Annotated in this window: 18 protein-coding genes; 8 read left to right on the forward strand and 10 right to left on the reverse strand. The window is 56.9% G+C overall.

Annotated elements, in window-relative coordinates; genetic code table 11:
- Positions 1–41 precede the first annotated feature (41 nt).
- The 4 genes from XX99_RS22530 to XX99_RS22545 are packed head-to-tail and all read right to left on the reverse strand — an operon-like array spanning position 42 to position 6,019.
- Complete coding sequence (locus XX99_RS22530; RefSeq protein WP_082125853.1) at positions 42–3,011, reverse strand: glycosyl hydrolase 115 family protein; 2,970 nt, start codon at positions 3,009–3,011, stop codon at positions 42–44.
- An 8-nt stretch (positions 3,012–3,019) separates the two neighbouring features.
- A complete protein-coding gene (manD, locus tag XX99_RS22535; RefSeq protein ID WP_050061661.1) occupies positions 3,020–4,228 on the reverse strand; it encodes a D-mannonate dehydratase ManD in 1,209 nt (402 codons plus the stop codon).
- Positions 4,229–4,239: 11 nt separating this feature from the next.
- Positions 4,240–4,902 (reverse strand): bifunctional 4-hydroxy-2-oxoglutarate aldolase/2-dehydro-3-deoxy-phosphogluconate aldolase, encoded by a 663-nt coding sequence (locus XX99_RS22540; RefSeq protein ID WP_050061798.1) that lies wholly within the window; start codon positions 4,900–4,902, stop codon positions 4,240–4,242.
- Between the two features lie 19 nt (positions 4,903–4,921).
- Positions 4,922–6,019 (reverse strand): sugar kinase, encoded by a 1,098-nt coding sequence (locus tag XX99_RS22545; protein WP_050061662.1) that lies wholly within the window; start codon positions 6,017–6,019, stop codon positions 4,922–4,924.
- A gap of 406 nt (positions 6,020–6,425) precedes the next feature.
- Here XX99_RS22545 and XX99_RS22550 point away from each other — a divergent pair, with 406 nt between their 5' ends.
- The 6 genes from XX99_RS22550 (at position 6,426) to XX99_RS22575 (ending at position 13,571) form a co-directional block, all read left to right on the forward strand.
- Positions 6,426–6,866: a cupin domain-containing protein gene (locus tag XX99_RS22550; RefSeq protein WP_050061799.1), complete on the forward strand. Its 441-nt coding sequence runs from the start codon at positions 6,426–6,428 to the stop codon at positions 6,864–6,866.
- A 102-nt stretch (positions 6,867–6,968) separates the two neighbouring features.
- Positions 6,969–8,141, forward strand: a complete 1,173-nt coding sequence (locus tag XX99_RS22555) for a Gfo/Idh/MocA family protein (protein ID WP_050061663.1) — start codon at positions 6,969–6,971, stop codon at positions 8,139–8,141.
- 317 nt (positions 8,142–8,458) lie between these two features.
- On the forward strand, positions 8,459–9,718 hold the full coding sequence (locus tag XX99_RS22560; protein WP_050061664.1) for an ROK family protein: 1,260 nt from the start codon (positions 8,459–8,461) through the stop codon (positions 9,716–9,718).
- 213 nt (positions 9,719–9,931) lie between these two features.
- The gene (locus tag XX99_RS22565; protein WP_050061665.1) at positions 9,932–11,554 is read left to right on the forward strand and encodes a TolB family protein; all 1,623 of its coding nucleotides are present in this window, start codon (positions 9,932–9,934) and stop codon (positions 11,552–11,554) included.
- Between the two features lie 23 nt (positions 11,555–11,577).
- Positions 11,578–12,513 carry a VOC family protein gene (locus tag XX99_RS22570; RefSeq protein WP_050061666.1) on the forward strand — a complete coding sequence of 312 codons (936 nt, stop codon included), beginning with the start codon at positions 11,578–11,580 and terminating at the stop codon, positions 12,511–12,513.
- Positions 12,514–12,578: 65 nt separating this feature from the next.
- Positions 12,579–13,571: a ThuA domain-containing protein gene (locus XX99_RS22575; RefSeq protein ID WP_082125854.1), complete on the forward strand. Its 993-nt coding sequence runs from the start codon at positions 12,579–12,581 to the stop codon at positions 13,569–13,571.
- A 90-nt stretch (positions 13,572–13,661) separates the two neighbouring features.
- Here XX99_RS22575 and XX99_RS22580 read toward each other — a convergent pair whose 3' ends face one another.
- Together XX99_RS22580 and XX99_RS22585 are read right to left on the reverse strand one after the other, a co-directional pair.
- A complete protein-coding gene (locus XX99_RS22580; protein WP_050061667.1) occupies positions 13,662–14,837 on the reverse strand; it encodes a Gfo/Idh/MocA family protein in 1,176 nt (391 codons plus the stop codon).
- Between the two features lie 85 nt (positions 14,838–14,922).
- Positions 14,923–16,113 (reverse strand): SGNH/GDSL hydrolase family protein, encoded by a 1,191-nt coding sequence (locus tag XX99_RS22585; protein ID WP_231581566.1) that lies wholly within the window; start codon positions 16,111–16,113, stop codon positions 14,923–14,925.
- Positions 16,114–16,399: 286 nt separating this feature from the next.
- Between XX99_RS22585 and XX99_RS22590 the strand changes: the two genes are divergently transcribed.
- Both XX99_RS22590 and XX99_RS22595 read left to right on the forward strand, forming a co-directional pair.
- Positions 16,400–17,524, forward strand: a complete 1,125-nt coding sequence (locus tag XX99_RS22590; protein WP_269430985.1) for a Gfo/Idh/MocA family protein — start codon at positions 16,400–16,402, stop codon at positions 17,522–17,524.
- Between the two features lie 27 nt (positions 17,525–17,551).
- Positions 17,552–18,610: a sugar phosphate isomerase/epimerase family protein gene (locus XX99_RS22595; protein WP_050061670.1), complete on the forward strand. Its 1,059-nt coding sequence runs from the start codon at positions 17,552–17,554 to the stop codon at positions 18,608–18,610.
- A 119-nt stretch (positions 18,611–18,729) separates the two neighbouring features.
- Here the strand turns inward: XX99_RS22595 and XX99_RS22600 are convergent, their stop codons facing one another.
- The 4 genes from XX99_RS22600 to XX99_RS22615 form a co-directional block, all read right to left on the reverse strand.
- Positions 18,730–19,176 (reverse strand): VOC family protein, encoded by a 447-nt coding sequence (locus XX99_RS22600; protein ID WP_197081934.1) that lies wholly within the window; start codon positions 19,174–19,176, stop codon positions 18,730–18,732.
- Between the two features lie 171 nt (positions 19,177–19,347).
- Positions 19,348–19,596 (reverse strand): acyl carrier protein, encoded by a 249-nt coding sequence (locus tag XX99_RS22605; protein WP_050061671.1) that lies wholly within the window; start codon positions 19,594–19,596, stop codon positions 19,348–19,350.
- Positions 19,589–21,385 (reverse strand): HAD-IIIC family phosphatase, encoded by a 1,797-nt coding sequence (locus tag XX99_RS22610; protein ID WP_050061672.1) that lies wholly within the window; start codon positions 21,383–21,385, stop codon positions 19,589–19,591. Before XX99_RS22610 ends, XX99_RS22605 begins: the two co-directional genes overlap by 8 nt.
- 55 nt (positions 21,386–21,440) lie before the next feature.
- Positions 21,441–22,667, reverse strand: a complete 1,227-nt coding sequence (locus XX99_RS22615; protein WP_050061673.1) for an acyltransferase family protein — start codon at positions 22,665–22,667, stop codon at positions 21,441–21,443.
- Position 22,668 lies beyond the last annotated feature (1 nt).

The following is a 22,668-nucleotide window of genomic DNA, read 5'->3' on the forward strand; positions in this document are numbered from 1 at the left end:
CACGAAGAGTAAGAAACTGCAGATCCCTCCACTGCGCTTCGCTACGGTTGGGATGACAACTTAGATGGCGAAGTGGAATTATCCGGGAGCGAAGGCGCTTCGGAGTGAAAGCTTTCGGGGAGACCGAGATAACTTGGCGGCGCTGCGATCCCCAGACGCGATGGGCGATCCGATGATCGCGCCAGAACAATCTTTTCGAGCACCAATCCGGGATCGACGGCGTAGATACTCAGCGTGTGATAGCCCGTCGCTCCTATGGCTAGCGGAAGACTCACTCGCCGCACTCCGTCACTGACCGCCTTCGCCCAGTCTTCGTCCGTATTGTGGGCGAGTGCATCGACGATCTGCGGCGCTGCATTGTCGATGCTTACGGCAAAACGCAGACCGCTGCCGGGAACGAAGTTCAGTGTGGGTGCGAGGATAAATTGCGCATCGAAGTTCCCGGAATCAGTGAACCAGATGCGGTAATCGAGCTTCGCCGAATGCGTGGGGTCTTCTCCACCCGAAGCATCTACCGGGAAGAGGGTCATCGCGGATAGCGTTTCACCGTAGTCCGGCAACAGCTCCCAGTGCATAGCATTCTTATCGCCGGCATTCTCGCGGCGAGTGGTGTGTTCGGCGTTGATGGAGACTGCTCCGTCGGCTTCGATGAAACCTTGCAGAGAGCTGCGTGTAACACCCTCCGGCTTCAGCGCGTGGATGCGGACATCGTAACCGTCGCCCTTCTGTTGGGCGATGTGAATCGTGGCGTTGTTATTGCCTGAAGACACAGCGGCCCAATCGATGCTTACCGAGATGCGCTGCTGATCGGCGACTGTGCCGCTGCTGCTGCTTAAGCGCACCCAGGGAGCATCGGAGGTGGCAGTGTACGAGAAAGATCCGCTGCCCATGTTGAAGATGTCGATGTCGCGCACCTGCTGATTCAGGCTGTCGAAGCCGGGAAGCGTGAGCGTACCGACATTCGCGGTCAGTGCGAAGGCAGAGCCTTCCGCGGCAACACCCATACGCGGCGCCGGGGCCGGCTGCACGTAATGCACGGCAGGCATGCTGTTGAGCGGCGGCTCGTTCCAGAAGGTATAGCCGATGTGAGTCTGATCCATCATATGGTTCCATCGGCCATTCAGCAGCTCCTGGTTATAGGCATTGGTGATCGCCGCATCCTGATCGAAGAGCTGAAGAGCTTCTTTGGCTTCCTGATTCGCGCTGCTGCGACCTTGCGTCGCGTACAGATGGTTGCGGCCGGCGGCAATGTAGAGCTCATTTACCGTTGCAGAAGCCTCGATGGGATGGAGCACCAATTCGAAATACGCGGCGCGGCGCGGCTCTGGAATTTCTTCATTGATCGCCTGAGCTTTGGCTACCAGCGCCTTCCAGTCGGCTTCGACTGAATCGGCCTCGTGATCGCGGAGGAGGCTCCAGGTCTCGGGTTCGAGCTGTTCCGGCTTTCTGCGTCCGTTGTACTTGGTGTATTTCGCGAGAAGATCGGCGATCTCCGATGCATGCTCGGGGCCAAAAGCGTTCGCGGCCCAGCTTTGCGTCCACGATGCGATCTGATCTTGGTTCAGATGCGCTGGATCGCGAGCGAGGTCGAGAAAGAACTCGATGGGCATCTCCATCGGCTTGAGATCGCCGACGTTGACGATCCAGATGCGATCGGCGCCGTAGTGCAGCGCTAGGTTCATCTGCTCCCAGACTTTGGGAAGAGGATAGGTTGCGAGCCACTTGTAGGAGCGCGGTCCGCCTACATAATCGAAGTGATAATAGATGCCAGCACCGCCGGGCCGTTGGCGCTCCGCGGGCGTGGGCAGGCGACGGATGTTGCCCCAGTTGTCATCGCACCACAGCAGGGTCACGTCATCGGGCACGCGCATGCCCTTCTCGTAATATCCCTGCACCTCTTTGTAGAGCGCCCACACCTGAGGATCGCTCTTGAGGGTGGGCGTTGCGTGATCGGCAATGATCTTTCGCTGATCGGCGACGATCTCCTCGAGGAGCGCAACGTCGTCCGTTTCGGACATCGGCTTATCGCCGTCTCCGCGCATGCCGATGGTGATGGTGCTTTCGTAGTTGGCGTTGCGCTCGATGCCCTTCGTCCAGAAGTCTTTCAGCTCCGCAGCATTGGCCGCATAATTCCACTCGCCTGTTCCGTGGCGCTTCCATTCCTGCTGAGCGCGGATCATGGGCTCGTGATGCGAGGTGCCCATGACGATGCCATATTCGTCGGCGAGCTTGGGATTCATCGGATCGTCTTCGTTGAAGGCGCTGTTCCACATGGCCGGCCAGAGATAGTTGGCGTGAAGGCGCAGTAGCAGCTCGAAGACGTGCTCGTAAAAACGATGGTTGTAACCGCCGTAGGTTGCGTTTACCCATTCGGTGAGGGCGGGCGCTTCATCGTTCAGGAAGATGCCGCGATATTTGACGGCGGGTTCGGCGCTGATCCAGCGACCACGCTGCACGTAGAGCGCGTCGTGATGCCAGGGCGGCACGTCGGCCCACCAATACCAGGGTGAGACGCCAATCTGCGCGGAGAGATCGTAGATGCCGAAGATGGTTCCGCGCTTGTCGCTGCCGGCGATGACGAGTGCGCGGCGAATGCCGGGCATCGGATGATCGACTACCTGCGTGAGCGTCGCTTCCCACTTGCCGCGGATGGCGTCGACATCGATCTTGCGTGAGCGAATCAGCCGGTCGATGACTTCACTGTGGCCGATGGTGCCAGCCAAGATCAGATCCTGCGATCCAAGAGATGATGGACAGCGGAGCTCGGGCTTAGCTCCGGTGACGCGGCCAAAGTCGGCAGCGAGATCGCCTGCTGCGCGAGTTACACCAGCGTAGTCATTGGCTGCCACGCATAGCGGAAGCACATGACCATTCGCGGCGAGCGATAATGCGTCGGCGGTTTCGCTGGTGGCCACATACAGCGGGCCTTGCGTGGCGTGGGCCTTCGGACACGTGGTCCACATCGCGACCAGAACAAGAACGAGCGGGAGACGCGCCGAAGGAGTTTTCATTGAAAGCTCTACCAGTGAAAGAGCGTGCCGTCTTCTTTGCGATTCACCGGAAGATAGGCGCGTTGATAGGGAAACCGTTCGGCGAGTTTTTCGTCGATCTCCACACCGAGGCCGGGAGTATCGCCGGGATACATCATGCCCTCGCTGAACGAATAAGCGTGCGGGAAGGTCTCTTCGGTCTCGGCGTTGTGCGCCATGTGCTCCTGAATGCCGAAATTGTTGATGGCGACGTCGAGATGCAGAGCGGCTGCCATGGCGACTGGAGATAGATCCGTTGCTCCGTGAGAGCCGGTCTGTACATGGTAGAGAGCGGCGAAGTCCGCAGCCTTCTTCATGGCCGTGATTCCTCCGGCATGCACAACGGTCATGCGGATGTAGTCGATGAGCTGTTCGCGAATGAGCTGCTCCGCGTCATAGATGCTGTTGAAGACTTCACCCACCGCGATGGGCGTGGTCGTGTGCTGGCGAATGAGGCGGAAGCCATCCTGCAACTCCGCCGCAACGGGGTCTTCCATCCAGAAGAGATGATGCGGTTCGAGCTCCTTGCCCAGACGCGCAGCCTGGATCGGGGTCAGCCGGTGATGAACATCGTGCAGCAGATGCAACTCTTCGCCCAGCCGGGTTCGCAGAGCATCGAAGAGCTTGGGTACATGGCGCAAATACTTCTCAGTCGACCATAGACTCTCTGACGGTAGCCCGCGCTCTGCCGGCTCGTATGGCTTGTTGTCTTTCGGAACTCCGTAGGTTGATTTCAAGCCGGGGATGCCGCTTTGAGCGCGGATCGCGAGATAGCCCAGGTCTTTGTAGCGTGCAACTTCATCGATGGTCTGCTCGATGTCGACGCCGTTGGCATGCGCATAGACCACCGCGCCTTCGCGGCTTTTGCCTCCGAGCAGGTTATAGACCGGCACCTTGAGAGCTTTGCCTTTGATATCCCACAACGCCATGTCGATGGCGGCGATGGCGGTCATGGTCACGGGTCCGCGCCGCCAGTAGGCGCCGCGATAGAAGTAGTGCCAGATATCTTCCGTCTGAAAGGGGTCGCGACCGATGAGCGATGGAATCAAGTGGTCCTGCAGATAGCTGGCGACGGATAGCTCGCGGCCATTCAGAGTTGCATCGCCGAGACCGTAGATGCCTTCATCGGTCTCGATCTTCAAGGTAACGAAGTTGCGGCCGGGGCTGCAGACAATTACTTTGGCGCTGGTAATTTTCATGGTGATCCCGGTTAGTTTCCTGACCGTGCTTCGCTCACCGCGGCGAGATAAAGCTTTGCCTGCTCGGTAATGATGTGCGCTTTGCCGGCGCTGATGGCCTTGGTATTAACCAGATCGGCGCCGATGCCGATGGCCACCGCTCCGGCGCGGATATACTCGCCGGCATTGTCGAGCGAGACGCCGCCGGTGGGAACGAACTTCACATCAGGCAAAGGCGCGCGCAGGGATTTCAGATAGCCAGGGCCTCCGCCCGCGCCCGCGGGGAAGAGCTTGACTGCATCCGCACCGGCGGTCCACGCGGTGACGATCTCGGTCGGAGTAAATGCTCCGGGCAAAATAGGAATTTCGTTGTCGCGGCAGTATTGAATCGTGGCGACATTCACCGCAGGACTGACGATGAAGCGCGCGCCCGCGGCCACACAATCCTTTGCGGCCTTCACGTCGAGAACGGTGCCGGCGCCGATCAGGCATTCCTCGCCGATGTCGCGGCTGAGACGTTCGATGAGCTTCACCGCTCCGGGCACTGTCATGGTGATCTCGAGCACGCCGATGCCTCCGGCGCGAAGCGCTTCGACTGCCTGGAGTGCGATCTCGGGAGATTCGGCGCGCAGCACGGGAACTACGCCATCTTTCAGAATGCGGTCGATTACTTCCTGTTTTTTCGTCTTTGTCATCGATTGATTTGTCATCGCTCTAGCGGGCCACTCGGGCGCCTCCGCCTTTCATCACACGTTCCACGTCAGATAAGGTCGCCATGCTCACATCGCCGGGCGTGGTCATAGCCAATGCACCGTGCGCAGCTCCGCATTCGACCGCCCATTGCACATCGCGGCCGGTGAGCAGTCCATAGATCAGGCCGGAGCAGAAGGAGTCGCCGCCACCGATGCGATCGTAGATTTCCAGATCGGGGCGTTCGATGGAGCGATACAGTTTGCCGCCGTGCCACGCGATGGCGCTCCAATCATTGATGCAGGCGGTCTTGGCGTTACGCAGAGTGGTGCCGACAATCTTGACGTTCGGGAACTCGGCGACGACGCGCTCGATCATGCGCTGATAGCTGCCGATGTCGTGCTGGCTGTGATGCTCGTCCGCGTTTTCAACTTCGAAGCCGAGAGCGGCGGTGAAGTCTTCCTCGTTGCCGATCAGGACATCCACTTTACTCACCAACTCGCGGTTGACGCGAGTCGCTTCCTTCTGACCACCGATCGCCTTCCATAGCGAATCGCGATAGTTGAGGTCGTAGGAGACCCAAGTACCGTGCTGGCGGGCGGCGTCCATGGCTTCCGCGGCCACCTGAGGTGTGGTTGATGAGAGCGCGGCGAAAATACCCCCAGTGTGAAACCAGCGGCTGCCCTCTTCGCCAAAGATCTTCTGCCAATCGACCTGTCCCGCGGACAACTGCGAGATAGCGGTGTTGCCGCGATCGGAGCAGCCGGCGGCAGCGCGAACACCGAAGCCTCGCTCGGTGAAGTTCAATCCATTGCGGACGGTCCGGCCGACGCCGTCGTACTTCACCCACTGGACATGACTCTGGTCCACGCCACCCTGATACATGAGGTCTTCGACCAGGCGTCCGATAGGATTATCCGCAAGCGCAGTGACGACAGCGGTGTTCAGGCCAAAGCAGCGCTTGAGGCCGCGAGCTACGTTGTATTCGCCGCCGCCCTCGAAGACGCGGAACTGCCGCGCTGTCGCGATGCGGAAGTCTCCCGGATCGAGGCGCAACATGACTTCGCCGAGGCTGACCAAATCCCAGCGGGAGAGCTCTTTCTTGCGTAACTCCAGGCTCATCTTCTAACCCTTCTCAATGATTATTCCAATGATCGAACTAATCTGCGCAGGCAGGTAGATTATTACACGTTGTATTAACTGTTTCGGGAGCAATTGCCGTTGGGACAGCAATCTTCCCGGTCAGCCGAAGTAGCCCTGTGAAGCCTCAGTCTGAGCGAGATTTCTGACCTCCTGGAGCTCGCGACGCGGCGACATTTTCTGTTCTTGACATCTTCACTCAAAAATAAATTTGACTAGGCAAGAAATATTGGACTAGGATGCTGCGCGAATCGATTCAGGAAGAAATCGACGCGCGCAAATGTTCCTGCCCGGCTGCTTCCATAATAAGGAATTTGCAAACCGGCATGTTTTGCCAGCAGGGACCCTGCATCGCGCAGCCGAATCCGGATCGACAAAGGTGAGCGAGATGATTACCCGCAGAGATTTATTCGTAGCCTTGATCGCCATCACCCTCACGGCAGGAGCCTTCGCTTTTACCAACAGCACGCCTATTTTGGGCTCCGCTGTCTTCGATTGGAATTCTATCCCGGACAAGAAGACCGATGTCGGTTCGGTGCGATCGTTTGTGAAAGCTCCCACGGCAACGCTCGATGAGTTGGAGATTCATGTGACCACTCTTGATCCGGGTAAGACGTCGCATCCGCCGCACAGGCACCCAAACGAGGAGCTGATCATCATCCGCCAAGGAACAGTGGAGACGCTCTCGAATGGGGTGTGGACGCGGGTGGGACCGGGGTCGGTGATCTTCAATGCCTCGAACCAACTCCATGGATTCCGAAATGTCGGCGCCGAGCCGGCCATTTATCACGTCATCAACTGGAAGTCCGCGGCTACTCCGAAGGAGTGACGCGCCGTCTCCCGGCGGCGTTGAGCAGCGAGTACGGAAGACTTAATCCGCGTCCCGATTAAGAGGACTTCACAGAACCAAACTTCGTGACGGAGCAAATGGATGCAGAGTGAAAGCATAGGCCGGCGGTCGTTTCTCAAGACAATGGGATCGGTAGGGATGTTATCGGCGTTGCCGGACACGGCCTTTGGATTCGCGATCGGCAGCCACATTGCGCATACGGTCGCCGCGCCCGGATATGACGTCAAATCGAAGCCGAAGTACTCCATCAAATTCGGCGTGATCGGCCTCGATCACTATCACATCATGGGCATCACCGCTGCCGTGATCCGGGGCGGCGGCGAACTGGCGGCTTTTTACTGCACGCTGCCGCAGGCCATTGCCGATTTTCAAAAGCTCTATCCCAATGCCAAGCTGGCCAGGAGCGAGGATGAGATTCTGGATGATCCGTCGATCAAGCTGGTATGCGGAGCTCCGATTCCCTACCTGCGCGCGCCCCTGGGTATTCGTGCGATGCAGCACGGCAAGGACTTTCTCAGCGACAAGCCGGCAATCACCACCCTGGAGCAGCTCGCGGAGGCGCGCAAGGTCTCGGCTGAGACGGGAAAGATGTTTGCCATTATGTACTCCGAACGGCTGGAGGTGCGGGCGGCGGTGCAAGCCGGCTATCTCATCCAAGCAGGCGCGATCGGGAAGGTAGTGCAGACGGTCAACATCGCTCCGCATAAGGTGAATGACATCTCTCGTCCCGACTGGTTCTGGGATCCGAAAAAGTACGGCGGCATTCTTACGGATATCGGATCGCATCAGGCGGACCAGTTTGTTTACTACACTGGCTCGACTACCGCTGATGTCACCGCGTCGCAGATCGCGAACGCGGCTCATCCGAATCATCCGGAGTTCCAGGATTTCGGCGACATGATGCTGCACGGCAACGGCGGTGCGGGCTACGTGCGGGTGGATTGGTTTACACCGAATGGTCTTCCTGTGTGGGGCGACGGCAGGCTCTTCATCCTGGGTACGGAGGGTTATATCGAACTTCGAAAATATATCGATATCGCCGGGCGTCCCAAAGGAAACCATCTATTCATCGTGGATCAGAAGGAGATTCGCTACATCGACTGCAACGAAGTCGAGCTTCCTTTCGGCCAACAGTTCGTTTCCGACGTTGTGAACCGAACTCATACCGGGCAGAACCAGGAGCAGGCGTTGCTGGCCGCGGAATTGGTTCTGAAGGCGCAGAAGAATGCGAAGGTCCTTACTTTTTCTGCATAAATTTTGGCTGTTTCATGTGACAACGGAGCCGCTTCTCACTTCCCCCCATTGAAACGTTTCTATTTTTGGATCGAAGTAATTACCAGCCTTTCAACTATTCAGACTGGCCTGGGGCGCTTCTTTCTTGAACGAAAGCTGGAAATGATTTTCTTCTGAAGAAAACCGTAATAGACTACGGACTTGATTCACGCAAAGCTCGCGAGCTCGTCTATCCGAAAGCTATTCCCGATAACGTCTGCCGGCTTTGTATTGAAGTGCGGCGTTCCGGATGAACGTGAGAAAAAACTTTCCATAGGTCTGCGGAGCAACCAAGACAGATGAAACCCGTTGCACGTTCCGAACCTGCAACACGCGGATTCAAGCGTATCGATCTAGCCTATGTGGAGCTGGCGTCGAGCGAGAACGCGCGCGACATCAACCGCGATATTGTTCTCGAAATCATTCGTTCGCGGCAGCCAGTAGCACGCGCCGACCTGGCCCGCGCGTCGGGTCTGCAGCCGAGCACGATCTCTGCAATCGTCGAACAGCTTCTTCAGGAAAAGTGGGTGAAGGAAGGAGCGATCGCACGCAGGCCGCGGGGACGACGGCCGACTCTGCTTTCGCTGAACGATGAGCTGGTAATTTTGACGGCGGACGTGCGGCCCAATCAGGCGATCGTTGCCGTGGTCGACCTTAATGGCCGCTTTCTTGCGCGGGAGGTGGTGCCTCTGGTTTCGGAACCGGAGCGCGCCATCGGCAAGATCGTTCAATCGATGGAATTGATGCGGGCCAGCCATCGCGACCGTTCATTTGAAGGCATCGGCGTGAGCTTGCCGGGGCGCGTCGATCCCGAGTCGCAACGGCTTATTCTCGCCCCTAATCTCAAATGGGGAGATTACGACATCAAGCGTGCCATCGAGGAGAAGATGCACCTTCAGGTGGAGCTAGCCAATGCCGCTAATGCCTGCCTGCTTTCTGAATTGTGGTCGGGCAAGCTGGATGGCGTGCGCAATGCGGTGCTGGTTACAGTGTCGGAGGGGATCGGCGCGGCAATTCTTGCGAATGGACAAATTATTACCAGCCGCAGTGGATTGGCCGGCGAGTTCGGGCATAGTCCCATCGATCCCACTGGTCCAGTGTGCGGCTGCGGGCAGCACGGCTGCTGGGAGGTCTTCGCGTCTTCTAACGCCGCGCTTCGTTATTATTCCGAGCTTGCTCCCAAGAGCCGAGCGGCGAATATCCATGATCTGCTGCAAAGAGCTGAAGAGGGAGACACGAAGGCTGTCTCCGCTGTTTCCCGCCAGGCTTCGTTCGTCGGTCGCGGTCTTCGCCTGATTACAGCAGCGCTTTCTCCGGAGGTCATTTTGATAACCGGCGATCTGACCACTTCGTGGTCGCGCTTCGGACATCTAATTCAATCCGAGCTGGAGAATACGATGCTGGCCGGGCCCGCGCCACGCCTGGGGATTACAAACGACGGCGAGCTCTCTCGACTGCGTGGCGCGGCAGCGGTGGTTCTGCAGCGGCACTCGGGCTATCGAAGATCGTCGCTGAACGCGAGCCGCTCGGGCCGCCGTGTAGCGAACGCTCATAAGTAGCCGCTCGACACAATCCTTCGCAGAAATCTCGATTCGTAAAAAAATCTCGTGTTGAAAGCGAGTTCCCGGAGGTTCCATTTGCGGGACCGTTCTGCTGGATTTTTCTTAACAAATGCCTCTCGGTGTTCCCAAAGAAGTGAGCTCGTCCGCAAGGAGTTTTTGGCAGGAGGGGGACGAAACCGCGTTGACAGTGATTACGCCGATACATATAGTTTGCTGGTCGTACAAACCGGCTTCTATCCCTCACTGAACGATTATCGGCTCTTCGCGAAGGCTGCCTTCATGTCAAAAAGTCCGACCCGGCGCTTGGCTGCGTTGTGTTGTTTCGGCATCGCTCTGTGCTCGTGGAGCAATGCGTTCGCCTTGCAATCGGAACCGCTCGGTATCTTCGAGGGCCAGTCCGATGTGGGCAGTGTGAAGCCCGCTGGTACGCTTCACTTCGATCCGGCCCGCGAGACTTATAGGATCACGGCGGCGGGTGCGAATATCTGGTCGACGATCGACGCATTCCATTTTGTGTGGAAGAAAGTCTCGGGCGATGTTTCGCTCTCAGCGGATATTACGTTTCCTGAGAGCTCCGCCGCTTCGAATCCTCATCGCAAGGCGGTTCTATTGTTCAGACAAGGCCTCGATGCGGACGGTGTATATGCCGACGCAGCGCAGCATGGCTCGGGACTGACGGCCTTGCAGTATCGGCGCACCAAGAGTGACACGACGCAGGACATCGAACTGAATATTGATGCCCCGAAGCATCTGCGACTGGAGAAGCGCGGCGACACCATTACCATGTTCCTAAGCATGCATGATGAACCCTTGCATCAGATAGGGGCGTCGATCAAGCTTCCGTTCGACGGAGCGTTTTATGCCGGCATCGGGCTCTCTTCGCACAATGAGAATGTGGTTGAAAAGGCAGTATTTTCCAACGTCGAACTCAAGTCTCCAGAGCCCTTACCGGCAGCAGAAAAGCTGACGCTCTATAGTTCGCTCAAAACTATTCAGATCGACGCCAATGCCCGCGTTGCGACGGTGGTTGCCTCGAGGCCGGCATCGATGCAGGCTCCGAACTGGTCGAAGGATGGCAGCTATCTTGTCTTCAACCAGGACGGCCGTATCTGGAAGATCGCAGTGAAGGGCGGCGAGCCGGAGGCAGTGAACATCGGCGCTGCGAGCCGGTGCAACGGCAGCCACGGCTTCTCTCCGGATGGCAAATGGCTGGCCATCAGTTGCTCCATGCCCGACAAGCCGGAGTCGCACGTGTACGTCATTCCTGCGGAAGGCGGCACGCCGCGGTTGGTTACGTTGAATCCCAACTCGTATTGGCATAGCTGGTCTCCGGGTGGCAAAACGATCGCGTTCACTCGGCCGGTCAAGGGCGGCGGTGGAAACATTTATGCGATCTCTGCAGATGGCGGCCCGGAAATGCCGCTGACCACAGGCGCTGGAGTCAGCGATGACCCCGACTATTCGCCTGACGGCCGATACATTTACTTCAATTCGAACCGCAGCGGCAATATGCAGATATGGCGGATGCGTCCGGATGGGAGCAATCCCGAGCAGATGACTTCGGATGAATTCAACAATTGGACGCCGCACGTTTCGCCAGACGGCAAATCGATGGTCTTCCTCACCTATGACAAGGGCGAGACGGGCCACCCCGCGAACAAAGATATTGCTCTACGCATTATGTCGATGGATGACCGCAAGGTTCGCACGCTGGTCAATCTGGTCGGTGGATCGGGGACCGACAATGTGCCATCGTGGTCTCCGGACAGCCATCATTTTGCATTCGTCAGCTACCAGATGCTTCCTCTAGAGGAAGCTGGATCCAACCAATGAAGAGTGACCGAGGGAGTATCGCAATGAAGACTTTAACATTCGCAGCCATGGCTGCTGTGGCACTGCTGCCGGTTTTGCAACTTCACGCGCAGAGTTCGTCGGCGCGACCGGCGATCACAGGGGTGTCGCACATCAGCGTGTATACGACGGACGCGGCTAAGAGCGAATCTTTCTACGTGCATGACCTGGGCGGAGTGAAGCGCACCGACCCGGAAAATACTTCGGGCGTTCGTTACTATTTCAGCTCGATCCAGTTTGTCGAGGTGCTGCCTCTTCCGGCTGGCGACACATCAATCAACCGCCTGGATCATGTGGCATTCACGACTGCAAACGCTGACAAGTTAAAACAGTATCTCTCCGCGCATGGCGTCACTGTGCCGTCGGAGGTAGAGAAGGGCAGCGATGGCAGCCGCTGGTTCAATGTTGAAGATCCTGAAGGCAACAAGATCCAGTTTCTGCAGCCGCCCGCGAAGCCTGAGGCGGTAGCGGCAAATCCGCTCAGCAATCACATCATTCATGTGGGCTTTATCGTTCATAATCCCGCAACCGAAGATGTCTTCTTTCGCGCGCTCCTGGGCTTTCGCCCCTACTGGCATGGCGGTCGAACCGATACTTCGACGGAGTGGATATCACAGCAAGTACCAGACGGCACGGACTGGCTTGAGTACATGACGGTAAAAGGGCCGGAGACGAAGGGCATTCCCGCCGATATGTCGAAGGACACGCTCGGCGTGCTGAACCATTTCTCGCTTGGCGTATTCAACATGGAGAAGACCGTCAACCTGCTCTATGCCGGCGATCGTCTTACTGCGAAGCACAGCCCACCGCAGATTGGACGCGACGGCAAGTGGCAGCTCAATTTGTACGATCCGGATGGAACACGGGCCGAGGTAATGGAATTTCAGCCGGCGGTGAAGCCGTGCTGCTCGGAGTTTACGGCGGCAAGCCCGACAAAGTAGAGATCGCTCGCCACCGTAATTTATAGCTCCAATGCAGCGAAAAAAAGCAGCGTGGAGAAAACTTCATGATCAAGCGACTGACGTGCGCTGTTCTTTGCGGCGTTTTTATCTCTGCAATAAACACGCCGCCGACTACTCCGAAGATTCACGTGATGTTGCTGGACGGAGAAAGCGCCGGTCCTTATCACAACTGGAGGCTCACGACTCCGGTGTTAAAGCTGGAGCTGGAAGAGACGGGGCTGTTCGACGTGACGGTGGTGACGGCTCCTCCATCGAGCGAGGGCTTCAGCGGGTTCAATCCTGAGTTCAGTAAGTATCAGGTGATCGTTTCAAACTACGACGCGCCCGACTGGCCTGATAATCTGCGTCAGCCATTTGAGAAATACATTCGCGACGGCGGCGGGCTGGTGGTGGTGCATGCGGCCGATAATGCTTTTCCCAACTGGCCGGAGTACAACCTGATGACCGGTCTAGGCGGATGGCGGCATCGAACGGAGTCGGCTGGACCTTACCGGTATCTCAGGGACGGCAAGCTGGCGGCCGATCCTTCGCCGGGGCCAACCGGATCACACGGAAACCGGCTTCCCTTTCGAGTAACGACACGCGAGCCCCAGCATCCCATCATGAAGGGATTGCCTTTTACATGGATGCACAGCCAGGACGAGCTCTATGCAACGCTTCGCGGTCCGGGCAAGAACATGACGGTGCTGGCGACAGCACATTCCGACCCCAAGAACAAAGGCACGGATCGCGATGAACCGATGCTCATGGTCGTGAGCTACGGCAAAGGACGGATCTTTCACACCACGATGGGGCATGACGTTTTTGCGCTGAGCGATGTCGGATTCATGACTACTTTTCAGCGGGGCACGGAGTGGGCCGCCACGGGCAGAGTGACTCAGAAGGTGCCGGGGACCTTTCCTACGGAGAAGACGGTGAGCTATCGCGTGGACATCGCCGAAATGGACCCTACATTTATGGCGGGCGTACCAACCACGGTGGCTCCCGCAGGCGTTCAACCTGCTCCTCCGAAGAAGTCGACCCCGCAAATTCAATAGTCAGGCCAACGCTGGCGCTTTCCTGCATGCTCATCGCACTTATGGCGTTTCAGTGGCGGCTTCCTGATTGGGCCATCGTGCGTCCTTGATCTAGAGAGGAACTTCGACCTCGGCGCCGCCGCGCTCTGCGGAGAGATAGCCTGCATAGATGGTGGCGATTGCGTCGCATGCCAGCTCGATGCCTGAGAGTGGCTCTCGACCATGAAAGATGCTTTCCATGAAGTCCTGAAACTCCTGCGGGTATCCGTGCTGCCAGGCTTCATCCGGTGCGGGATTGCTCCAGCCTTGCTTGCTCCCCAGCTTCTCCGTGATGTAAATGTCCTTGAAGATCTCTTCCTTGGGATTGAAGGTCTCGAGCGCATCGATTGGGTTGAGGTTGCATCGGGTACGGTGGTTGTTACAGATAATTTCCATCCAGTTGTGGACGCCGCCGATGACCAGCTCCGAAGAGAAGATATCGGCCACGGTGCCGTCGGCGAACTTGATGTGAATCTGCGCATAATCTTCGGTGTCGTCGTACGCAGTGCGCAGGAAACCTTCATCGCGATAGCCAGGCATGCGAGTGATCTCGTGGGTTCGCGCGCTTACCGTTGCGGGCCGGATGGGCGCACCATTTCGCGATTGACCTTCGATGCGTTTGAGGTAGAGAGCTGCGCTCAGGGGATGGCAGCCCTTGCCGACCAGCGACCCGCCGCCGGAAAATTTCCATGAACCGTAGTATGGCGAATGCGATCCGCTGTGAGATTGCTCGCCGAGCATCCACAGAATTTGGCCGCTGCTCTTGGCGAGGATCTCCGCCTCTTTCTGGATTGCTGGAGCATAGACCCAATTTTCTGCGTAACAAACGCGTTTGCCGCTGGCCTTGGCTGCCGCGAGAATGCGAGCACAGCTTGCAGTCGCTTCGCGAAGCATCTGCTCCTTCGAGAAGGCGCTGCCGTGAAATCCATCAGCTCCTGCACCGTAGTATCCGGTGAGCGGCTTCTCGATGATGACGTGCTTCCCCGCTTGCAAGGCTTCGATGGCGAGCTGTTCGTGCGACGACGGCGGGGTGCAGATATCGACGACATCGACTGCCGAACAGAGTTCGGCAAAGGATTCGAACGCGCGAATTCCCGTCTCGCGGGCGAAGGCATCGCGCGCTTCTGGGGTCTTCGAGGTTACACCGACGATCTCGACGGGCAGACCATATACGCGCCGTAAGCCATCCCAATGAAACCTGGCCGCAAAGCGCGCGCCTACGATGCCGACTCGAACAGCCTCGGTCATTCTTCACTCCCGTCCTGATGGTGGCATACCCGATGAAGAGTGGGCCGCACTTTGTATCGCGCGGCCGGGAAGATTCGCTCTTCGCTCATTGCGCGAAGAGCGAGAGCGGAATGGCTTCGGCCATGACCTTATAGCCGGCGGGTGAGGGATGGAGGTGATCGCCGCAGTCGTAGGCGGGCAGCAAGCGCTCGGGGTGCGCGGGATCTCGTGTGACCGCGTCGAAGTCCACAACTGCGTCGAAGTGACCGGCGGCTCGAATCCATTGATTGATGGCCTGCCGATCGGCTTCGCTCGCGGGTCCGGGATGATAGTAATCCGAGCCGGTGTAAGGAAGGATGGTCGCACCGAAGACCTTGATGCCGGCTGCATGGGCGCGAACAATCATCTGTTCATAAGAGGCTAGGATGCGATGTACCAGCGCGGCATGTTCCGCAGGGCTCACGTCGCCCAGACGAGTGAGGCCGCCGAGATCGTTTACACCTTCGAGCACGATGAGATAGCGCGCGCCGGGCTGTGCCAGCACGTCGCGATCGAAGCGTGCCAGCGCATTCGGTCCGAGGCCATCGGTGAGGAGATGATTTCCTCCGATGCCCTGATTGAGCACGCTGGTTGCCTTTGTTGCAGGCGATGCCTGAAGGCGCTGCGCGAGAACATCGGTCCAGCGGTCGTTTCCGTTTGTGGTGGCTCCGTGGCCATCAGTGATGGAATCGCCAAACGCAACGATGGATACAGCGTTCGGGAATGCGGCCACGTCGACTCCTGCCAGCAAATACCAGTGCTCCACTTTTTTGGCTTCAGGAAGATCTGCAGCGGAGACCAGAACGCCGTGGACAAAGTAAGAAGTAGACCTCGAGCCGGGATGCCCGGTCTGCTGCGCCGGCGCGGCGTCGAGATGAAGGGTCACAGCAAGGTCAGAGAGCGCGGCCATCGGATATTCGATTGGGTCGGAGATGTATTCCGCGCCCGCAGGAACGATAACGTCGCTCTCTCCCGAGAAACTCAGCGCCTTGTCGGTCACAGGATCAATTTTCGCTGCACTCGTTGAGAGCGGTCGCGCAATGTGCACCGAGGTAAAGTGCAGCGGCGCCGTTCCGAAGGCATTGGATAGATGCACGCGCAGGGTTGAGCCACCGGTCGACAAGTGGACGATCTGACGCAGCGTGGCATCGTGCAGATCCTCGGGCGCGAGAGCATTCTGCGGCTCGGGGATCTGCTGAGACGCGGCCCATGATCCGATCCAGTCACGCTTGATGGCTTGAGCGCTTGCGAATTGCATCGCTGCGAATCCCAGCGACAGCAGAATGACGGATAGACTTTTTCTTTGTGCTGATCTCATGTGCCGGTATGGAACCGCTCCTTGTAAATCGATTTTCTACTAGGTGCAATGAGAAAAATAGCATCCCGGCACAGAGGTTTGTCCAGGTGAATTTCATTGCAACAAAATTTTCGGCAGGACGCAGCGGCAATCTTGGGCGACGATTCGTCCACGAGCCGCAAGCGGAATATATTGGGAGCGGGAGAGAACATTGAGCACACGATCGGGAAGATGCCTTCGCATGGGAATGGCAGGCGGGGGGCCGGGCTCTTTCATTGGCCCGGTTCATCGCATGGCAGCAGAATTGGATGGCAATATCGAGCTGGTCGCGGGCGCATTCAGCCAGGATGCCGGCAAATCCAAGGCGGCAGCGCAGACGTATGGCATCGATGAAGCGCGGGCGTATGCCAATTACGAAGAGATGATCGCAGCGGAAACAAAGCGCGCGGACGGAATCGACTTTGTCGCGATCGTTACTCCAAATCATCTCCACCTGCCGATCGCTCGCGCCGCGATGGAAGCGGGATTGCACGTGATGAGCGATAAACCGGCGACCGCGAATTTTCAGGAAGCGCTCGATCTGAAAAATATTGTGGAGCGCACCAACCGGCTTTATGCGCTCACCTTCACCTATACCGGATATCCGCTGGTGCGCGAGGCGCGGGAGATCTGCCGCCGCGGCGAGTTGGGCGCGATTCGCAAGGTGATGGTCGAATATCTGCAGGGATGGCTGACTCAGCCGCTGGAGAAGATGGGACAGAAGCAGGCGGAGTGGAGATCCGATCCAGCTAAGTCGGGGATCGGAGGGTGCATCGGAGATATCGGTGTACACGCATTCAACCTTCTCGAATACGTGACCGGACAGCCGGTGAAGAAGCTATCGGCAACGCTGCGCACCATGGTCGCGGGGCGTGCGCTCGATGACGATTGCTCGGCGATGCTGGTTTTTGAGAATGGCGCGCCGGGAATCCTCGCTGCATCGCAAATCGCTGTAGGCGAGCGCAATGGGTTGCGTTTGCGCGTGTATGGCGAGAAGGGCAGCCTGGAGTGGTACCAGGAAGATCCCAATCGACTGCAACTGAAGTGGCTGGATCGTCCGGATCAGACGCTGCATGCTGGCAGCGCGTTCCTGAGCGAGGCGGCGCGTCATGCGACCCGATTGCCGCTTGGACACCCCGAGGGGTTTGTCGAAGCTTTCGCCAACATCTATCGGGATTTTTCTCATGCAATTTTCGAGCGGCAGGAGAGGCCGGATGCATCGTTGAGCGGCAGCGTCTGCGGAATCGAAGAGGGAGTGCGGAGCATGGCCTTCATGGAACGCGCAATCGGTTCGAGCAAGGCCGACGGAGCATGGACCGCGCTGGAATATTAACTTTCGCTGCTTTCATTGAGGTTCACTATGAAGACGATTCAAGGTCCGGGCCTGTTTATCGCGCAGTTTATCGGCGATCAACCACCGTTCGATTCTCTCGACAGTATTGCGGCATGGGCTGCGAGTCTTGGCTTCAAGGGATTGCAACTGCCCACCAACGACGCGCGGTTTCTTGATCTGAAGGTTGCGGCGGAAAGCAAAAGCTATTGCGAAGATCTGCTAGGCACGCTGCAGAAGCACGGGCTATCTCTAACTGAGCTTTCAACGCATCTGCAAGGCCAGCTGGTGGCGGTGCATCCCGCATTCGATCAACTCTTCGCAAGCTTCGGTCCGGAGGAGCTTCGCAACCATCCTCAGGAACGGCAGGCGTGGGCAACCGAGCAGATGCGCTTGGCCGCAAAGGCCAGCCGAAATCTAGGATTGCACGCGCACGCTACTTTCTCCGGCGCGCTGGCCTGGCCGTATTTCTATCCGTGGCCGCAACGTCCGCAGGGACTGATCGAAGAAGCATTTGCTGAGCTCGCCCGCCGCTGGACGCCGATCCTTGATGCTTTCGAAGAGACGGGCATCGATGCATGTTTTGAGCTTCATCCTGGAGAAGACTTACATGATGGCGCGACCTTCGAGCGATTTCTGGAGGCGGTGAACAACCATCCGCGAGCCAAGATACTCTTTGACCCCAGCCATTTTGTGCTGCAGCAGCTCGACTCTCTTGCGTTCCTCGACATCTATCATCCATTCATCCGTGCATTTCATGCTAAAGACGCGGAGTTCCGCCCCAATGGCCGGTCTGGCGTGTATGGGGGCTATCAGGCATGGGTGGATCGCCCGGGTAGATTTCGCTCTCTTGGGGATGGGCAAGTGGATTTTGGAGCGGTCTTCAGCAAGCTTGCGCAGTATGACTATCCGGGCTGGGCGGTTCTCGAGTGGGAAGACTGCCTCAAAAACGGAGAAGACGGCGCGCGCGAAGGTGCGGCTTTCATGAACCGCCATATCGTCCGAGTCACCGAGCGGGCGTTCGATGATTTTGCGGGCGGTTCGAGCGATCCTCAATTGAATAAGGCCCTATTGGGGATCCGGCAATAATTCGATAGCTCAGCTATAAACAAAAAGAGCGTGGCCGGGATAAGCATAAGTGCTTTCTCCCGGCCACGCTCTCTTTTTTCCTTAATTACTGGATCAGCCGATTACATATCTACTGCTTATTACAGTCCAGGCTCGCATCGATCGTTGTCGTTGCGTCGCTCGACCAGCTCGATGGGCAGAGGATCGTCTCCAACCAGCCAGCAGATGCGTCGACCGTTGAAAGCGACTGCTGCTTTTGGCTCGGAGATGAGCCGCATTCCGCCTTCTCCCAGCGCGGCAATCGTTTCCTCGAGGGGGCCGACTGTGTAGCAAAGGTGGTTGAGTCCTCCGCTTTTTCTGGCCGCGGTCGTGAGTGTGCTTCCCTGCCCATCTGGAGCTACAAACTCCAAATAGGCGCTGTCTTCGGCAAGCTTCAGGAATTGCACAAATGCGGTTTGCAGCTGATCGTGGATGATGCCGGTACTTAGTTCGTAGCCATAGCGTTGGACATACGCTTCGGCCATCGGTTCGATCGTTTTTACAGCGTATCCGACATGATGGAGCCGGAGAAGAGCAGTTCCACTCAAATTAACCCTCCATCGCCTAGAACTTGCCTGATAAATGATTTATGGCTGACTATATTCAATGGCTAAAGCCCAGTCATTCCAAGGTTCTAAACGGCACGACTAAGTCGTGCCCTGATACGAACCACCTATGAGACAGCGTCTAGTTCAACGTTCAATTTATCTTCGCGGAAGCTACTTCCCTTGCTGCTTCTCTGCAACCAGGTCCACCATCTCTCCGACATTCTTCAGTTTTTGCAATTCGCCAAGAGTGAACTTTACTTTGAATTTCTTCTCCACGCCGGTCACGATGTTGATGTGCGAGAGCGAATCCCAGTCTTCCACCGTCAGTGCGCTCGATTCGCGGGTAACTACGAGGTCCGGCTGATCTAAAACATCGCGAAAGATCGGTTGCATATCCGCGAGAATCGCATTGCTATCCATTTACAGTCTCCAGTATCCGAATGTGAGTGTTGCGTGGCTGGTATCCGGCCAAATCCAGTGTCCATTCCGAGGTTCCGTCCGCATCCATCCGAGTTTTTTCGAAGCCAAGACCAGCATAGTGTTCCATCACCATGCCGTTCTTCTTCGTAGGAAGATAATATCCTATTAACCGCGCCAGTCCTGACTGCTTGGCGCGCGCCACCAGTTCGTCCAACATGGCAACTTCCATATCGCGTTTCAGGACGCGGCAGCTCATCAACCATAAGTCGAGGAGCAAAGTGCCACCAGGAGCTTCGAAGTCCTTACGTCCGAGAACAATCGAGATCAGGCCGTTATCACCAAATCTGTCGATGAGCCGGCCATAAATACCAATGTAATTCGAATCTGTTGAGATGGACTCCATCTCAGCCAGCGTGTAGCGGCGCGTGGTGAGATTGAATTGGTTGGTCTTGTTTGTCAGTTGGGCGATACGCTCGATGTAGACAGGTTTGAATGTATCGATCTCCGCAACCATTTCGAGAGAGTCGAGATATTCGCCATAATTCGCGAATTTTCTTTCCAGAGCGGCACGTTGAGAATTTTCAGCGTAGAGTGCGGCTCTCTCCAGATCCTCTTTCGACAACGAAAGGGATTCGAAATAACGACCCTGCTCCACTATCTCTGCATACTTTGAGACTTCGCTGCCGACATCAGGCACAGCTACCCCCGGCACCTGAGCCTCGACAATCGAGCGCTCGGCGGGATTGTCGTCGACGAAGACGAAGCTGTCGACTCCGAGGTTCAGTTCCTGAGCGATCGCCAGAATGTTTTCGTGCTTCGGCTCCCAGTTCGCTTTGAAGCAGGAGATATGCTCGAGCTTCAACACTGAGCTGGGGTGCTCGAAGCCAGTCTTGGCGATCTCCTCAGTATTTTTCGAGCAGACGGCAAGCAGGATGCCGCGATTGCGGAGCGAGAGGCAGTATTCCTGGAAGGCAGTGTAGGATTCAGCTACCGGTGTTTCGCGACCAATCTGAATCTTATCTACGCCATCGTCGCCGATAACACCGCCCCACAAAGTGTTATCCAGATCGAGAACCAGCACCTTGCGGCTCTTGCCGTAGAGAGCACTCACGGTCGCTGCGAAGGAGCGCGCCAGCTCGAGGTGGGCTTCCGGAGTTAGCAGCAACTTATAGCTAAAGTAGCGAGTCCAATCGAACCATTGCTTCAGGCCGAGCCTTGCGGAGATGCTGTGCACATCCTGCAGAATCACCTTCGACCGCTTGGCGATTTCCTGGGAGAGCGAGACATTCAACTGCAACAGGAAGCGAGTTAGGCCTCCGCTCGCAATCGCATCGTAGTTGCCGAGGATTGCGTAGGGCGGCGCTTCAAAGTTGTTCTGAATGACCTGGCAGCCGACATTGCGCTCGAGCGCGTCCCAAATTTCGGCATAGCGCGCTGTCTCGGTCTGCACATAGCTGGCAAGTTCCGCCTCGGTGCAGCTGAGCGGAGGCGCATTCTGTACATTACGGCAAGACGTATGAACGTAGACAAGGTCAGGCTTGAAATCAATGAGCGCCTGAGGATCGTGAACAGCGTCATCATAGAAACGTCCGTAATCCGACTGATAAAACACGGGACGAAAGCCATCCGACAGAAGCAGTAATTCGAACAAACCGACTAACTCGTTGGTGGTCGAGCCGCCAAGCACGGCGATCCGCAGCTCTTTCAAATCGGTCGAAGCTGAGAGCTGCCGCCGCAGGCTATTTCGCTTAGTCAGAAGTTCATCAACGGATAGTGAGTTCAGATCCATTATGGCGCCATCCTATAAATGTAATAAATGCGTTGACGGTAACAACAAACTTCATCTATTTCGCGTAGGTTTCCACTGGCGTTGCACCGGCCTTTTCTCTCTGCTCAGCCCGCTGTCGAAAAATGAGTGTTTCTACATGACGGCGGAAGTAATCGGTGTTGCGCTCGAATAGTAAATATTGAATCCCAGCATAGAGATACACCAGAACAAAGAGCAATGCAGTGACTACGACCTTGTGACCAAAGAGCTGCGGAAACGTCGCCTCAGTGAAAGCAGCCAGGAAGATAGCCATGGGAATATGAGACGCATAGAGAGTATACGAAGGGAATGACAATCCATGCGCCAGGCGCGAATATAGCGATGTTCGTGCTGGACCTGTGAGGTGGAGAATACCGTAGAGAAACAGCGTAAATGAAACTGCCAGGACCATATCCGCTCGCAGGGCGCCGATCGCTTTCGAGCGAAGAATATAGAGCACGGCCAGAAACTGCAGGAGAAGAAGTAGATTTACCGGCTTCAGCCAGGACTGCGGAACGCGCGGCGGGATGAGATAAGCGACGACACCTAAGCACCAGAGTGGGAAGTAAAGCGCAATGCGAGAGCCCACAAACCAAAGGCCGATGATCGCGAGAATGCCCAACCCTATACGCACGGCCTTCGAGGTTCTCGGAGAAAAAAGACAGACGGCGATAAGTGGAAAGAGCGCGTAATACCAGAACTCGCAGGAAAGACTCCACAGCGCACCATTCGAACCAAAGGCCACCGGGGCGAAGTGAGTTATCGTCTGCAAGAAAAACAGGTAATGCAGAAAGACGCCGATTCCTGGAAAGCCGGTGACATGCCGGCTGAACTCTCCACCGGTAAAGATTTGTGTGGACGAGTAGAAGTGAAGGCTTAAGGAATCGATGATTGCGCCAAGAACCAGCACCGGAATTAGCACTGTCCAAAGACGAGCTACGCGACGGAGCGCATACTTCGGCCAGGAGAAGGCATTGCGCTTCAAGTCGCGCAGCACGCTCCCGCCTACGAGATAACCGCTCAGCACAAAGAAAACGACGACGGCTGCGTGCCCGAGCCCAGTTGCATCCGCGGGATGCGAGGTTGGATCTGATTTATGCAGTGAACTGGCGGCGTTCGTATGTCCATAGACAATGAGATGCAGGTGTCCGTAAAAGACCACGAGCGCCGCTAATCCTCGCACGAAGTCCAAGTGCAGAGAATAGGCGGGAAGAACGCGGCTCTTCTTTCGCTCTGTGTCGGTGAGGATTTGGTCTTGTGGCATA

Origin of the sequence: Silvibacterium bohemicum (genome assembly GCF_001006305.1) — a bacterium.
GTDB lineage: Bacteria > Acidobacteriota > Terriglobia > Terriglobales > Acidobacteriaceae > Silvibacterium > Silvibacterium bohemicum.